This is a genomic window from Lacrimispora amygdalina (assembly GCF_900205965.1).
GTDB classification, from domain to species: domain Bacteria; phylum Bacillota; class Clostridia; order Lachnospirales; family Lachnospiraceae; genus Lacrimispora; species Lacrimispora amygdalina_A.
Window position 1 is genome coordinate 266770 of the sequence record NZ_OAOF01000004.1, and the last position, 15068, is coordinate 281837.

The 15068-nt window shown below is 43.2% G+C and carries 16 protein-coding genes; all 16 read right to left on the bottom strand.

Annotation, left to right across the window (positions count from 1 at the left end):
- Window positions 1-51 precede the first annotated feature (51 nt).
- Complete coding sequence (locus CRO04_RS08055; RefSeq protein WP_097003721.1) at window positions 52-1356, bottom strand: YbbR-like domain-containing protein; 1305 nt, start codon at window positions 1354-1356, stop codon at window positions 52-54.
- A complete protein-coding gene (gene cdaA / locus CRO04_RS08060; protein WP_330400801.1) occupies window positions 1334-2206 on the bottom strand; it encodes a diadenylate cyclase CdaA in 873 nt (290 codons plus the stop codon). Before cdaA ends, CRO04_RS08055 begins: the two co-directional genes overlap by 23 nt.
- Window positions 2207-2232: 26 nt before the next feature.
- Complete coding sequence (locus tag CRO04_RS08065) at window positions 2233-3180, bottom strand: ABC transporter permease (RefSeq protein WP_097003722.1); 948 nt, start codon at window positions 3178-3180, stop codon at window positions 2233-2235.
- Complete coding sequence (locus CRO04_RS08070) at window positions 3177-3605, bottom strand: hypothetical protein (protein WP_097003723.1); 429 nt, start codon at window positions 3603-3605, stop codon at window positions 3177-3179. Before CRO04_RS08070 ends, CRO04_RS08065 begins: the two co-directional genes overlap by 4 nt.
- A gap of 121 nt (window positions 3606-3726) precedes the next feature.
- Window positions 3727-4938, bottom strand: a complete 1212-nt coding sequence (locus CRO04_RS08075) for an ABC transporter permease (protein ID WP_097003724.1) — start codon at window positions 4936-4938, stop codon at window positions 3727-3729.
- 8 nt (window positions 4939-4946) lie between these two features.
- Window positions 4947-6155 carry an ABC transporter permease gene (locus CRO04_RS08080; RefSeq protein ID WP_097003725.1) on the bottom strand — a complete coding sequence of 403 codons (1209 nt, stop codon included), beginning with the start codon at window positions 6153-6155 and terminating at the stop codon, window positions 4947-4949.
- Window positions 6149-6940 carry an ABC transporter ATP-binding protein gene (locus CRO04_RS08085; protein WP_097003726.1) on the bottom strand — a complete coding sequence of 264 codons (792 nt, stop codon included), beginning with the start codon at window positions 6938-6940 and terminating at the stop codon, window positions 6149-6151. Before CRO04_RS08085 ends, CRO04_RS08080 begins: the two co-directional genes overlap by 7 nt.
- Window positions 6941-6952: 12 nt before the next feature.
- Complete coding sequence (locus tag CRO04_RS08090) at window positions 6953-8332, bottom strand: efflux RND transporter periplasmic adaptor subunit (protein ID WP_097003727.1); 1380 nt, start codon at window positions 8330-8332, stop codon at window positions 6953-6955.
- A gap of 155 nt (window positions 8333-8487) precedes the next feature.
- Window positions 8488-8769 (bottom strand): hypothetical protein, encoded by a 282-nt coding sequence (locus CRO04_RS08095; protein ID WP_097003728.1) that lies wholly within the window; start codon window positions 8767-8769, stop codon window positions 8488-8490.
- Window positions 8770-8779: 10 nt separating this feature from the next.
- Entirely contained in the window at window positions 8780-9646 is an 867-nt protein-coding gene (locus tag CRO04_RS08100; protein WP_097003729.1) for a glycine betaine ABC transporter substrate-binding protein, read from the bottom strand.
- A 36-nt stretch (window positions 9647-9682) separates the two neighbouring features.
- On the bottom strand, window positions 9683-10522 hold the full coding sequence (locus CRO04_RS08105) for an ABC transporter permease (protein ID WP_097003730.1): 840 nt from the start codon (window positions 10520-10522) through the stop codon (window positions 9683-9685).
- Window positions 10515-11708 carry a quaternary amine ABC transporter ATP-binding protein gene (locus CRO04_RS08110; RefSeq protein ID WP_097003731.1) on the bottom strand — a complete coding sequence of 398 codons (1194 nt, stop codon included), beginning with the start codon at window positions 11706-11708 and terminating at the stop codon, window positions 10515-10517. Before CRO04_RS08110 ends, CRO04_RS08105 begins: the two co-directional genes overlap by 8 nt.
- A 375-nt stretch (window positions 11709-12083) precedes the next feature.
- On the bottom strand, window positions 12084-12734 hold the full coding sequence (locus CRO04_RS08115) for a TrkA C-terminal domain-containing protein (protein WP_097003732.1): 651 nt from the start codon (window positions 12732-12734) through the stop codon (window positions 12084-12086).
- Between the two features lie 85 nt (window positions 12735-12819).
- Entirely contained in the window at window positions 12820-13086 is a 267-nt protein-coding gene (locus CRO04_RS08120; RefSeq protein WP_097003733.1) for a hypothetical protein, read from the bottom strand.
- 124 nt (window positions 13087-13210) lie between these two features.
- Window positions 13211-14254, bottom strand: coding sequence for an electron transfer flavoprotein subunit alpha/FixB family protein (locus tag CRO04_RS08125; RefSeq protein WP_097003795.1), 1044 nt, complete (start codon window positions 14252-14254; stop codon window positions 13211-13213).
- A 25-nt stretch (window positions 14255-14279) separates the two neighbouring features.
- Window positions 14280-15062 (bottom strand): electron transfer flavoprotein subunit beta/FixA family protein, encoded by a 783-nt coding sequence (locus tag CRO04_RS08130; protein WP_097003734.1) that lies wholly within the window; start codon window positions 15060-15062, stop codon window positions 14280-14282.
- Between the last annotated feature and the right edge of the window lie 6 nt (window positions 15063-15068).

Below are 15068 nucleotides of genomic sequence, written 5' to 3' on the forward strand. Positions count from 1 at the left end.
CTGAATTTCCTCCAAACTTTTTACATGCTGATCATCTGAATGACCAGTCTTTTACTGTGCAGAACTTTCTGTTGTCTCAGACACAGTAGTGCTTTCCGCTTCTGACGAAACCGTGTCTTCTTTTGCTACCGTAACATTGAACGGTGTATACACGGTGACTTCAAATCCTTCTGCCACTTCAAAATGAAGCATTCCGGGATATGTGCCGGGATTCAGATCGGAAACATCAAGAACAGCATTAAGACTTTCTTCTTTTAATGCATCTAAATCTTCCTTCAGTCCTTTTACAGTAACATCACAGGTCTGCTTGTCAAAACTATAACTGTAATCCGCAGACATCCCCTTCTTATCGAGGTTGTTTAACTGAAGGGTAAATACCCGGGTGGTCAGCGGCTCCACTTTCAGCTTCACGGATACGTCTTTATATTCATCACCTGCAATGGTGGTATTCGGCGGCAGATACTGGCTTAAATCCAGCCGTACTATCTTATCTTTTGTGGCTCCGTCTATATTCAGCTTATCTGATGATACATCGATGGACGTCAACGAAGCAAGCACAGATTTAGTTCCCGCAACAGCAACCGATTTTACATCTGCCTCCAGACCGGTATAGCGGTAACCCTTTGCAACCTGACCCGTAACTTCAAAATTAAGGGGAAGGTTCTTTGCTTTCAGTATCTGTACATAATAATTAATTTGTGACTTATTCACTGTCACTTTATCAGGCAAGATCAGCTTATTACCGTTTGCATCATAAAACAGCGGCTCAGCTGTTGCACTGATATCGGAACTCGCATTCTCGGGAATCGTAATTACCACTCCCATATGATTGATCTGTCCCACTGACGATTCCGGTCCTTCCACTGTGACATGATCCGGATCCAGATTAATGGTTCCAGTCTGGTAGCCCTCCTTGGCTTTTCCCTTGGTATCAACCTGCAGATCAAATCGTTTTGTCTGGAGCTGCTCCGCAATGATCCGCATCACCATAGGTTTTGCCGTAACGGTATCGCTTTTTACCAGACCTTCCTTATCTTTATTTATCTCCACTGTAACAGGAACTGCACCTGTTACATTGTAATCTTTCAAATCCACATATGCATGAAAGTCTGATGCCTTTATTAAAGACCGGTCTCTGGTTCTCACCTGGTAGTAGACTGCCACCATGTCCTTGCCGTCGATTTCATAGGTTAAGTTTGCTGCCTTTAGAGCCTCCTCATTGCGAACCTCAACCGGAACAAGCTGGGAGTCGCCAATAACAGGATTGGATATATTAACAATCGCCATCCACACTCCAAAAGCAAGCACCAGAGACGCAATTTTCAGTCCAAGGTTATTTAAGAGCTTTTCCTTCATTCTTACGCCTTCCCTTCAAAATCCTGAATCTGCTTCCTTCCTCTCCGGCCTGCTTTACACCGGCCAGAACGGTTCTCAGCATGTCTGCATCTGCAATGCGCTTTAACCCTCCTTCCAGTGCAACCGTCACCCTTCCGGTTTCTTCAGAAACCACGATGGTTATGCTGTCACTGACCTCACTTACTCCGACTGCAGCCCTGTGTCTGGTTCCCAGGTCCTTACTAATGGTCATATTATCGGACAGGGGCAGATAACAGGTGGCTGCTGCTACCCGGTTTCCGCGAATTACCACTGCTCCGTCATGGAGAGGGGTATTATGCTCAAAAATATTGATCAGAAGCTGGCTGCTTACAATTCCGCCCACTTCTATCCCAGTCCTTTCAATCTCTTTTAAGGAATCACTCCGTTCTACCACAATGAGCGCTCCCGTCTTTACCTTTGCCATCTCAAAGGTGGCTTTTACCAGTTCATTAATCGTCTTATCGGTAAATCTTGAATTATCTCTCCCATCGTCAAAGGTAAGGATCCCTGTGAATGGATTCTTGCTGCCCAGCTGCTCCAGTGCTTTTCGCAGCTCCGGCTGGAAGATTACAATCACCATGGTCACTGCCGGAGCAGCGATCTTATTGAGAATCCAAAAAATATTATCCAAGCGGAAAACATAAGCAAAGAGATAGAAAACAAAGATTACAATAATACCTTTGAGCAGTGTCCAGGCTCTCGTATTCATAATCCATGCAAGAAGCTCATAGAGCAAAACTGCTATGATAACAATCTCAACCAGATTCGTTTTTGATATTCTGGGAAGGAACGATACCCAGGAATACATATTATCTAAAAAATTTGCCAAGTCATCCACCTCCCTATTTGTTCTTCTTACCTTTGCGGTCTCTGGAGTTTTCTGGCATTAATTTTCTGAACTTTTACATCAGGGGTGCTGACTGTCAGCTTGGGAACTGCCTTGACGTAATAATAATAGTCATCATCTTCAAACTGTACGTACTCCGTCCGCGAATAATCCACTGTAAACACAAAAAAAGTGTAGATTCCTGCAAGTACAACGGAAACAAGGACTCCTCCAAAAAGTTCCAGGACAGATACCGATACATCCGCTGTAATGTCACCAATGAAAATAACACTAAGCTGGGCAATGGTACCTGCAATGATGGCTATAATCCAGGAATAATCTATGGAAAGCCCACGTATAATCACCACAATTAAAAGCGCCAGAGTAAATGCCAGCACCATAATTAACATAAGTTTGTTTGCAAGCAGGCTCTTCATCAGCTGCATAAACTTCTGCATCTCATCTGCAGCCAAATCATTGGTCAACACTCCGGCATTCTGTTTCACATACAGGAGCGTATAATAGATAAATACGCCGCATCCCACCGGTATTACAGAAACAATTCCTCCGGAAAGGCCCACAATCAAAGGGATTGCATAGGGGATCTTCAAAAGGAAAAAGACCGGTGTCAATATCAGAAGATAGCTGTCACCTGGCTGAAAACCATAATACAGCAGGCCAACCACAAGGATAAACACTGCCATAACCAGGGTAACTTCCAGCGAAATTCCTGACAGATGAGCAAGCATAAAACTGGCTGCAAGAAAGGAAATTGCTCCATAAGGCAGAAAAGAGCAGACCAAAGCCAGAACCAGCGGAATAAGCGGTTCTGTCAGTTTCGTCATAAATCCAATATTCTTGTTCATCAGAGAAAAAGCCAGAAAACTGAATATAAATTTAATAACAGGAGTGATATAGATTCCATACCTTGCATAAAACTCTTTTAGTCGTTCTCTTAAGACAAGAAGGCCCATCATGATGTACGCCCTCCTTTTATTCTTTTTATTGATCTGGTGTTTCCGTCATATCGCTTGTCCAGCCTCTTTAATTTTGCCATATAAACCTTGATCCCACGGCTGGCGTACTCGTAACGCTTCATATATATAGAGATGCTGATAACCAGATAAACCGCAAGACCGGCTGCGTAGACAATGCCAACCTTTATTCCGGTATCAGTCAGACTCTTTAGATCCATGGTATTCAGCCAGCGCTCCATATAATACAGTCCCCATAACAGGAGGCATGCAAGAAAGCTAAACGTATAGCTGAAAAAGGAGCGGAACAGCTTGCTGCTGACGTAGTCACTTTTAAAGTACCGGTTGATCGGAAAAATCCGTTTTCCTTCCTTTTTCTCAAACATCGCGAGATTCGTCATGATTTTTATTTTTTCTTCACTCAGCATATGGTCTCCTCACTATACCATAAGATATCACCTTATTATAGCATAGAACATGTTACTTTGCGAGCCTATTAAGGAATTTTTTATTTTTGAGTAAAAAAAGCACAGCAATGCTGCTGCGCTTTTACTCATACCTCAAGGCATCAATTGGATCTTTTCCCGCTGCTTTTGAAGCCGGATATATGCCAAAAAACACACCAACCAGTGCAGAGAATCCAACAGCCACGATAATTACCAGCGGCTTAATTACAACCGGCATCCCAAGAAGTGTACCTCCAAGAAGGACCAGCCCGGCCCCGGTTAAAACACCTATAATTCCCCCCATTGCTGAAAGAATGGCTGATTCAGTCAGAAACTGAATCATTACATCCCGGGTTTTTGCTCCAAGAGCCTTGCGGATGCCGATTTCCCGCGTTCGTTCTGTTACGGATACCAACATGATATTCATGATTCCGATGCCTCCAACAAGAAGTGAAATCGCTGCAATTCCACCTACGGCAGCAGACAATCCGCCCATAACCCGATCAACGTTTCCCATTTCACTGGATACAGAATAAAACGTAACATCTTCCTTTTTCCGGTTCTTACTATTTGCGATATATTTTGTAAAACGTTCAGAAAATGAATCCATATTGGTTCCTTCTTTTGCGTATACTCTGATGTTGTAAATCGAGTCGTTGGGCCAGACTAACAGTGTCTCCGGCATATAACCCTCTTTTTTCTCTCCGGAGCCGCCAAACAGTGCCTGATACGGATTTTTCTCTTTCCGGTACACACCTACCACGTCGTAATAATCCGTATCACCGTATATCGTCATCCGCAGCGATTTTCCTACGGCATCTTCGGTGCCGAAAAGCTCTTTTGCTCCCTGTGCCTCTAAAACCACATGATTTTTTCTTCCTTTAATATCTGCCTCATTTAAATTCCTGCCATATATAATATTGATCTTATGAACGTCAGGATAATTGGCTCTGATTCCTTCCAGTTGAAACTGCACCTTATTTCTGCCAAAAACAGCTTCTACATTCTGCTGGGAACTACTGTCTATATAACTGATCTCATCTCCGAAAACTTCCTTAATCCGATCTATATCATCCACACTGAAATAATCACTGTCTCTCATCTCACCGCCGTCGGTGGGCCAGACATAGACATAAGCCAGAGTTGTTCCCACATCCTTATACAGATCAGATACCATAAACCTCATGGTATCACCAATGGATACAATGGCAATGACTGACCCGATACCAATAATAATTCCAAGCATGGTAAGAAGAGACCTCATTTTGTTCGCTTTTATGGCATGAACCGCCATAGTCATATTTTCAAACAGCATGCTTCCTCCTATTCATACCTCAAAGCTTCTATCGGGTCTGACTTTGCTGCTTTCGAAGCCGGATAAATCCCGAAAAATATTCCCACCATTCCGGAAAACCCAACTGCCAGAACAACCACTGAGGGTCTTACGATTACTGCCGTTTTTAAAACCGCCCCTCCAATCATTACAATTGTAACACCAAGGATGATACCAATGATACCGCCGCATGCGGACATCAGTGCTGATTCCGTTAAGAACTGAATCATAATATCCTTTGTCCTTGCGCCAAGTGCTTTTCTGATTCCAATCTCTCTGGTACGCTCTGTCACAGAAACCATCATGATGTTCATGATTCCGATTCCGCCTACAAGCAGAGAGATTGCAGCAATTCCTCCTACAGCTGCCGACATGGCAGAAAGAGTGGTATCCATGCTTCCCATCTCTTCTTTTACTGTATTAACCATAATTTCTGATTCTTTGCGGCCCTTTATTTTTGCAACATACCTGGTTATCTCCGGCTGAAACTCCTTCATATCCACTCCGTCACGGACATAAAGGTTCAATACCCGGAATCTGCTGCCTTTCTTACTGACAACGGTATCGGGGATGAATCCTGCCTGGGTCTGCCCATTCCCCAAAAGCATGGCGGCCATTGGTGACAGATCTTTGTGATATACGCCTACTACGGTGTAGTCCTGAGTATCCTTATTGACCGTCATTCGGAAGGTACGCCCTACACAGTCCGCAGTACCAAATAACTTTACCGCGCCCTTGTCTTCCAGCACTACGTGGTTCGCTGCTTTTTTCACATCAGATTCATTTATAAATCTGCCGTAAATAATATTCTGCGGCTGAACGTCCGTAAAATTATAATCCACTCCCTGAAACTCGAACTTCACCTTTTTTAAGCGGTTCACAGCTTCTGCTTCAGCACTTGAATTGGTGTCAATATACTGTATCTTATCATGAAAGACCTCTTTTATACGGTCAAGCTCATCTCTGTCAAAATAATCCGAATAACGGAAATCCTCTACTTCCCATGATACCATAACTGCGGCCCGGTTCACTCCCACATCTTTATAAGCATCCTTAAATACATTTCTCATGCTGTCACCCACCGATACAATGGCAATCACTGAACCTATACCGATAATGATGCCCAGCATCGTAAGAAATGAACGCATTTTATTGGCTTTTATGGCATGCATTGCCATACTCATATTTTCTATCAGCATAATGCTTCCCCGTTCTGAAACTCTGAATTTCCTTCTCCACCCGCAGATACCGGAATATTAGGAGTATCGCTGACCAGCTCTCCATCCTTAAAACGGATTATCCGGTTGGTAAACGCTGCGATGTCTTCTTCGTGAGTAACTAAAACAACGGTTGCCCCTTCGTTATGAAGTTTAGAAAATAATTCCATAATTTCCACGGAGGAGGCAGAGTCTAAATTACCGGTAGGCTCATCTGCAAGAATCAGAGGCGGCTCATTGGCAAGAGCTCTGGCAATTGCGACTCTCTGTCTCTGGCCTCCGGAAAGCTCATTGGGCATATGTTCATATCTGGTTCCCAGGCCTACACGCTCTAAAAGCTCCAACGCCCTTTTTTCTCTCGACTTTTTTGAAATATGGGCATAAGTCATGGGAAGCTCCACATTCTTTAACGCAGATGTTCTGGATATGAGATTAAACGACTGGAATACAAAGCCGATTTTCCGGTTTCGGATCGCAGACAAATCATCAGACGGCATATCCGCAGTATCAATGCCATCCAGATAATAATGCCCCATGGTCGGCCGGTCCAGACAGCCAAGAATATTCATCAGTGTGGATTTTCCAGATCCGGACTGCCCCATGATGGCAACAAACTCGCCCCGTTTAATTGTTAAGTTCACCCGTTTTAATCCCAGGACCTTAATGGAACCGGTATCATAGATCTTTACCATATCAACCAGTTTAATCAGATCCTCGCTGACATTTTGGGTGATATAGTCAGGGACCACTTCTTTCTTTTTCCACATACTAAATCCCCCTTACGACTGAGACGGAAGCACGTGTACCGCCATTCCATCTGAGATCATGGAGGAAGGAGCCTCAATCAGCTGGAGACCTTCTGATAATGCACTCTCATCTTCCGGTATAATCTCCACCTCGATGTCACTTTCTACCCCTGTTTTTACAGGAATATATTTCACTGTGTTATTGACAACAGACGCAACTGCCATGCTTCCATCCGGATTCTGGATCAGCGCGGAAATAGGAACCACCCATGCATCTTCTGCTTTTTGCAGTTCAATTTTGGCTTTTGCCGTAATCCCTGCAATCAGTTTTGAATTCTGGTCAATAATGCGGATGGTTGTAGGAATGACCCGTTCTGTGGAGCCGCCTCCCTTTTCCTCACCGGTAGGAGATATCGCAGTTACTTCTCCTGTTACTGTATCACCATTTAAGATGTCGGCACTTATCTCAACCGGCTGACCTACCTTTACCTTGCCAATGGAATACTCGCTGACATTAATTTTCATCTCCAGAACATCCAGATTATTGATAATGAACATGGGTTTGTCATCATCTGTTTTATCTGCAAAACGTCCCACCTTACAGTTCACCCGGACTACCGTTCCTGAGATCGGGCTTATGACTTTCGTATTTTCCAGCGCTTCTTTTTTCTGCTGCAGTTCAAATGCTTCCTTCTCAATCTGCAGGGAGTAAGATTCATTGGCAACCGGTTTTCCATCCTTCAGAGTATAGGTAGTTATCTCCCTTGCCGCATCATTCATGGTGTTGGTAACGCCTTCCAGCTCAACCGCTGTTGCGCTGCCTCCCTGGTATAAAGTGAGGGTTCTGTTGTAATTCGCCTTGGCCGTCTCATAGTCCTGTTTCGCCTTAGCATATCCGTTTTCTGCTTCTAACTGCTTATCGTTGTATGTACTGACTGCCAGATCGTAAGCATTCTGGGCGATATCAACTTCTTTTTTTGCATCTTTATCATCAAGAGTTGCCAGCAGCTGTCCCTTCTCTACCCTGTCACCTTCTTTTACCGGAAGATCCAGGATTTCAGCATGTAAATTAGACACAACCTCCACACTGTCTGTTCCCTGAACGGGTCCGCTTACAGAAAGACTTTCCGTAACCTCACCCTTTTTTAAGGGTGTCACCGTAACCGGCATCACTGCACTTTTCCCGCCTGCTGCACTGCGAAATGCAATAAAAAGGAATAGTATGGCAGCTACAGAACCAACTATGATCTTCTTTTTCCTGCTCCATTTTTTCTTAAATAACTTTTTCTTCTTCTTTTTTCCATGCTCTTCAGACATCAGATGCTCCAGTTCCTTTTCAAAGACATCATCATTCATAGGTCCGGCTTCTGCCGTCTGTACCTCTTCTTCTACTTTTTTCTTAAACCACTTCATTCCCAAACCCTCCATATCATTCTCTGTCTCTATCCTATTATAACGTTGTGTTATAATGAATTAAATATTAAAATTCTTATAATTTTCTAAATATTTCCAGTTAATTTAAAAAGACTGCAATAAGGAAGTTTCCTTCCTTACGCAGCCTTCTCGAATTATAATTGAATTTTTAATATCATTCCCATATTAATAAGGAATAGACCTGTGATGGCTAAAAACAAAATTCCGGCCCCCTGATACAGATAAGGAATGGAATAGGTCTTTAATCCCCACAGCAGAAGCAGCAGAACTGCATCTCCTCTTAAATAATGTCCGAACAGAGAGCTGATCCGCTTTTCCTTCTGTGACAGATCTGCTTCTCCGGCCAGCAGCCAGCGTACCCGCTGACAGCTGAAAACAATTGATAAAAAGATAAAGAACAGTGCGGCGAATAACATAAAACACCCCTTACTTACCTAACCATGTATTGACCTGATCTTCATTCTCATTCATCCATTTTTTAGCTGTCTCAATGGGGTCTTCCTTGCTGTCTTCAATCTTAGCCATCAGATCAGATAATACTTCATCCGATAATTTGAAATTTTTGATAAATGCAGCTGCATCCGGCATATCTTTATCAAATCCTTTACGGCTGTATACGTGAATATTCTCTGCATCACCATAGACCCCTTTTGGATCTTCCAGAACTTTTAAATCCCAGCGGGCGAACATCCAGTGAGGTGTCCATCCGGTAACAGCAATTGGTTCATTTTTGTCAATTGCCTTCTTTAAGGAGGCAGTCATGGCAGGACCGCTTCCGCTGACCAGTTCATAATCCAGGCCATACTGATCGATCGCTTCTTCTGTTTTCTTCATAATTCCAGCTCCGGAATCAATTCCTATAATTTTACCGCCAAACTTATCCTTGCTGTCGTTTAACTGGTCAATGCTGTTTATGTCAACATAAGACGGAACTACAAGGCCGATCTTTGCATTTTCATATTCAACACCCATATCTACAATATCTTTTCCGTATTTATCCAGATACTCTTTATGTGTAACCGGCAGCCAGGTATCCAGAAACAAATCTGTGTTTCCGCTTGCCAATGACGTAAATACAGGAGCTACATCGGCGAGTACCATATCAACATCGTACCCCATCTTATCTTCCAGTATGGCTGCTGCAAGGTTCGTCATTGCGATTCCTTCCGACCAGTTTACATACCCGATCTTTATCTTTTTTGCTTCCTCTTTCTTCGCGCCGCCAGAAGCACAACCAGTTACCATACTCACCGCTAAACCCAGTGTTAATACACATGCTATTATTTTCTTCATTCAATCTTCCTTTCTTTCTTCATAATTAAAAGCAATCTATTTATTAACTCTTTGCTTTTTTGATTTACCGATACTCTGGGTAATACGATCCAGGATCATGGCCAGAATTACAACAGCCAGACCGCCTTCAAACCCGTCACCAATCTTCATCTGGGATATACCCTTTAATACAACATCACCAAGACCGCCTGAACCAATCATGGCAGAGATAACAACCATGGACAGGGATAACATGATAGTCTGATTTAAACCTGCCAGAATCGTTGGCATAGCCAGCGGAATCTGCACCTTAAAAAGCATCTGCTTTGGAGTTGCTCCAAAGGATCTGGAGGCCTCCACCACATCGGCGGGCACCTGCCTGATTCCCAGGCTTGTTAAACGTACAATGGGCGGCATGGCAAAGATTATTGTTGCAACAGCCCCTGGTACCGGACCCAGATCAAAAAAGTAAACTGCAGGGATCAGATATACGAAGGCCGGCATGGTCTGCATAAAATCCAGCACAGGTCTCATGTATTTATTCAACCGGTCGCTTCTTGACATCCAAATTCCCATTGGTACTCCGATCAGCAATGCGATCAAAGTGGCTGTTGTAACAAGAGCAAATGTACTCATGGTCATTTCCCACAGCTCAATGCTTTTAATAAGTAAACAGCCTGCTACTGAAAAGATTGCAGTTCTCTTTCCGGCGGTTACATAAGCCAATGCTGCAATTAATGCCAGCATGATAACAAACGGAATTCCAATATATATAAATTCAAAACCATTGATAATTGACTCTATGCCGACTTTAATACCTACAAAAAATGACGACCAATGAATGGTCAGCCAGTCAACACCTTTTTCTACATAAACACCAATTGGCAGCCTAATCATTTACTACCTCCTCTCCCATTATTCCGGCCAGTACGGAGACTTTAAATATAATTCCCTTAATTGTCTGTTCTTCATCAGTAACAACTACCGGATATTTTGAGTTCATGAATAATGGTATTAAATCTTCAATTAAAGTATCAGGCGAAACTTCATTGATATCACGATCGATAATTTCGCTTAAATCATCCTTACCGGAATTAATCAGCTTAAGCGTATCTTCAATCGTAATAATACCCTTTATTTTCTTTTGCTTATCTACCATAAAAACACTGGATATATTGGCATCCTTCATCTTTCTTACTGCCACTCTTGCTCCATCCTTGGTATAAACCAGCGTGTCTGCAGGCTTCATAATGGAGCCGGCTGTTACTACCTTTACGCGGTTAACACCCTGAACAAACTCTTTTACATAATCGTTGGCAGGACTCTTTAATATCTCTTCCGGAGTACCGATCTGAACAATCTCTCCATCCTTCATAATCGCAATTCTGTCACCGATTTTTAATGCTTCATCCAGGTCATGGGTGATAAAAATAATTGTTTTCTGCATCTTAGACTGAAGAGAAAGCAATTCATCCTGCATTTCTTTTCTGATCAGGGGGTCCAGGGCACTGAATGCCTCATCCATCAGTAAGATATCAGGGTTGGTGGCCAAAGCTCTTGCAAGACCGACTCGCTGCTGCATACCGCCGCTGAGCTCTGACGGCATGGATTTTTCATAACCCTTTAAGCCAACCAGTTCCAGTGCTTCGTGAGCTTTTTTCATACGGTCATCTAGCTTTTGGTTTTGTATCTCCAGACCAAACGCCACATTTTCTTCAATACTGCGGTGAGGCAGCAGCGCAAAATTCTGGAAAACCATACCTATTTTTTTTCTTCTTACTTCTCTTAACTGTGCTTTGTCACATTGCATGATATTCTGATTGTCAATAAAGACTTCCCCGCTGGTGGGTTCAATGAGACGGTTGAGACATCTGATTAACGTTGACTTTCCACTTCCGGACAAACCCATAACAACAAAGATCTCTCCCTCTTCCACTGCAAAGCTTGCGTTGTTAACACCAATCCCGTGATCAGTTTCTTTTAATATCTCTTTTTTAGACTGGCCTTTTTTTAACCGTTCCATTACCCGGTTGGGTGTTGCACCAAATATCTTGTATAGATTTTTCACTTCTAATTTGGTCATATACTTACCTTCCTTTTTATTTTAACAAAAACAGGCATGCTGAATGATTAACATTCTTTTATCTTAGTGTGCTCATTTTTTTGTATAAAAAACAAAACAAATTTAGCACTGTTGTAATATCCCATAACTTTAGATTACATAATTCAAGGAAATTTTTGATTTGTAAAAGATAAAAAGAATGTGGATTTCAGCTGCGTTTCAACTATAATGTTAGTCTGTTGTGAACTAGACCGAACAAACAACTTGCCTACAATTGTAAGTTGTCACCTTTAAAAATATAACATAATTATTAAAATCTGTCAACATTCTTAACATTTTACTTCCAAAATATAGCAAGGCCGCAGGATCTCATCCGTATCCTGCGGCCTTATTGTTTTATTTATTAAATTGATTTTCAGGATATAAAAATTCCTTTACGCGGTCTGCTGTATCATCCTGCGCGATGAAATAAATGGTATCTCCTTCCGTCAGTGCAACATAGGGTCCGGGTGATTTCATCACCAGATCCTTCCTGCTGACAGCGATCACAGTCGCGCCGGTATGCTGCCAGAATTGTATCTCTGTCACCGTCTTATTTAAGTAAACACATTCATTCGTGATCCGGATCTCAAACGGCATAAACGGATTCATGGATCGGAAATGTACGGAAGCTTCAATCAGTTCATTCATACACTCGTTTAAATAATCCATCTCTTTCTTCTGGCGGGCCACACTTTTCATTAAATTCTCTTTAATGGTGTCTATGGTCTCCAGCTTACTGTTCTGCTGAATATAATCCTTCGCTTTCTTTTGGGATCTTATGATAATACCGCTGCCCTTTTCCGATGATACGATACCTAAGTCACTGAGTATGCAGATGGCCCTGCGGGCAGTTTCCGGAGAAACGCCATACTGGCTTGCAAGGGAGGAGCGGGCATATATCTTCACCCCTTCTCCATATTCTCCATTTGCAATACGTGCTGCTACCTCAATTGCAATCTGCTGGTATCGTGGAATCACGGTTCTGGTCTTTGGTTTTATGTCCATGTTGTTATCATTTCCTTTTCTGAATTATAATGTAAAACAATTTTAGTATAGCCTAAAACCAGACCAAAAACAACCCGCGTTAATACTATATCTCATCATCTGCATCCATGAGAATTCCCAGAATTTTCACGGCTTTCTGGTAACTGATATCTTCCACCTGATGGAGACGGTTCACTACCTGGCGTGTGAGAAGTCTTTTATCTTCTTCATCAGCGGAATATATGTGCATATCAGTCTCCCGCTCTGCTTTGTTCGTAAGTTTAATATAATCTTCTGTTATTTCTTCTACACTGTAACTTTTCTCATGATCTTCCTCGCAGACCGTAATCTTATCGCCAATACAAAGTTTCATAACAAAACCTCCCATAGAATATATATAGCACAATCCAAACGAAAAAAAAAGTAGGGAAAGACCAAAAATATGATCTTTCCCCCGGAAATTATTTTCTCCTGATTATGGTATAACTATTTGCGGTTTAAAAATCTGTCTTCTCATTTCGAATCTTTTTTATCAGCTCCGGTACAATTTTTTTCCAGTCTCCGACAATCCCATAATCCGCCACGTCAAAAATAGGAGCTGTTTCATCCTTATTGACAGCAATTATAATATCAGACTCTTCCATACCCGCCACATGCTGGATTGCTCCTGAAATACCAATAGCAAAATAAACATTTGGCCTTACAGTCTTGCCGGTCTGTCCTACCTGCATATCTTTGGGCTTCCAACCCGCATCTACAACCGCACGGGAACAACTGACCTGACCATTAAGCGCACAAGCCAGTTCTTCCAGTAAACAAAAATTTTCCGGTCCGCCTATGCCCCTTCCGCCTGACACCAGTATTTTAGCGTCCATGATGTCGGCACACTCCGCTGCCGATTTTACAATATTCAGTATCTCAACATATTTATAATCGGGTGTAAATACAGGATCAAATTCTTCCACGACTGCCTTTCTGCCCTTTATGGGTGTGATCGCCTGCATCACACCGGGGCGCACCGTAGCCATCTGGGGACGGTGGCCGGGGCACGCAATGGTGGCTATGGTGTTGCCTCCAAAGGCCGGGCGGGTCATCAAAAGCTGGTTGTGCTTCTGCTCTCTGCCCGCCACCGGATTCAGAGGGAAATCCCCGATTTCCAGCTTGGTACAGTCTGCAGTGAGCCCGGTAGCAACCCTGGCCGAAACTCTTGGTCCCAGATCGCGTCCAATTGCAGTCGCTCCCACCAATACAATCTCCGGTTTGTATTTCTCTATCACACCGGCCAGCGCATGGGTATATGGTTCTGTCATATACTCCTTTAAGACCGGATTGTCAACCACGATTACATGATCCGCCCCATATTCAGCCAGTTCCTCTGCCATCTGTCTTATACCGGAGCCTAACAGAACCGCTGTCACATCTGTCTCTAAACGGCTTGCCAGTTTCCTTGCTTCGCCTAACAGCTCAAGTGAAATTCTGCTAATCTGATTATCCACCTGCTGGGCAAATATGTATACACCCTTATATTCCTCTAAACCCATTTTATTCACCACTTTTCTTTCCATATTAGATGATATGTCTTTCTCTAAGTTTGTTCATAATATAATCAACAGACTCCGGCACCTCCAGATTCACAACCTCTCCGGCACCCTTTCTCACTTTGTCAGATGCCTTTGCGATCTGGGTAGGGGAACCTTTCAGACCAAGATTGCTGTCGTCAACCTCTTTTAAATCCTGCCTTCCCCACACGGTAATCTCTGCAGCATAGGCATCAAATATGCCTCCAGGCGTCATATACCGGGGAGTGTTCAGCTCCGAAAGGGCAGTAATCAGACATGGCATCTTCGCCCTGAGCAGATGATACCGGTCTTCAAACTGGCGCTCTGCAATTACATATTCTCCATCAATCCTTAAATTCTGTACATAGGATATGACCGGGATATCAAGATGCTCGGATATCTGCGGTCCCACCTGGGCAGTGTCACCGTCGATGGCCTGGCGCCCGGTGATAATCAGATCATAATCCAGTCTTCTAAGCGCTCCTGCCAATGTGGAGGATGTAGCCCATGTATCAGCTCCTCCCAGTACCCGGTCTGTGACAAGAATGCCGTTGTCTGCCCCCATCGCAAGGGCTTCTCTTAAGACCTCATCTGCTTTTGGAAGACCCATTGTAATTACGGTCACTTTTGCCCCGTACTGGTCTTTTAATTTGAGAGCTGCCTCAAGTCCGGCCTTGTCATCCGGATTCATAATTGCCAGCATGGCACTTCTGTCGAGGGTGCCATCCGGATTAAATTTTACACCGCCCTTTGTATCAGGCACCTGTTTTACGCAAACAACAATATTCACTGTGTA

What these genes read in the sequence shown, in the direction of transcription:
- CRO04_RS08055 (WP_097003721.1), bottom strand. Translation starts at nt 1,356, where the DNA reads ATGAAGGAAAAGCTCTTAAATAACCTTGGACTGAAAATTGCGTCTCTG.
- CRO04_RS08065 (WP_097003722.1), bottom strand. Translation starts at nt 3,180, where the DNA reads ATGATGGGCCTTCTTGTCTTAAGAGAACGACTAAAAGAGTTTTATGCA.
- CRO04_RS08070 (WP_097003723.1), bottom strand. Translation starts at nt 3,605, where the DNA reads ATGCTGAGTGAAGAAAAAATAAAAATCATGACGAATCTCGCGATGTTT.
- CRO04_RS08075 (WP_097003724.1), bottom strand. Translation starts at nt 4,938, where the DNA reads ATGCTGTTTGAAAATATGACTATGGCGGTTCATGCCATAAAAGCGAAC.
- CRO04_RS08080 (WP_097003725.1), bottom strand. Translation starts at nt 6,155, where the DNA reads ATGCTGATAGAAAATATGAGTATGGCAATGCATGCCATAAAAGCCAAT.
- CRO04_RS08085 (WP_097003726.1), bottom strand. Translation starts at nt 6,940, where the DNA reads ATGTGGAAAAAGAAAGAAGTGGTCCCTGACTATATCACCCAAAATGTC.
- CRO04_RS08090 (WP_097003727.1), bottom strand. Translation starts at nt 8,332, where the DNA reads ATGAAGTGGTTTAAGAAAAAAGTAGAAGAAGAGGTACAGACGGCAGAA.
- CRO04_RS08095 (WP_097003728.1), bottom strand. Translation starts at nt 8,769, where the DNA reads ATGTTATTCGCCGCACTGTTCTTTATCTTTTTATCAATTGTTTTCAGC.
- CRO04_RS08100 (WP_097003729.1), bottom strand. Translation starts at nt 9,646, where the DNA reads ATGAAGAAAATAATAGCATGTGTATTAACACTGGGTTTAGCGGTGAGT.
- CRO04_RS08105 (WP_097003730.1), bottom strand. Translation starts at nt 10,522, where the DNA reads ATGATTAGGCTGCCAATTGGTGTTTATGTAGAAAAAGGTGTTGACTGG.
- CRO04_RS08110 (WP_097003731.1), bottom strand. Translation starts at nt 11,708, where the DNA reads ATGACCAAATTAGAAGTGAAAAATCTATACAAGATATTTGGTGCAACA.
- CRO04_RS08115 (WP_097003732.1), bottom strand. Translation starts at nt 12,734, where the DNA reads ATGGACATAAAACCAAAGACCAGAACCGTGATTCCACGATACCAGCAG.
- CRO04_RS08120 (WP_097003733.1), bottom strand. Translation starts at nt 13,086, where the DNA reads ATGAAACTTTGTATTGGCGATAAGATTACGGTCTGCGAGGAAGATCAT.
- CRO04_RS08125 (WP_097003795.1), bottom strand. Translation starts at nt 14,254, where the DNA reads ATGGGTTTAGAGGAATATAAGGGTGTATACATATTTGCCCAGCAGGTG.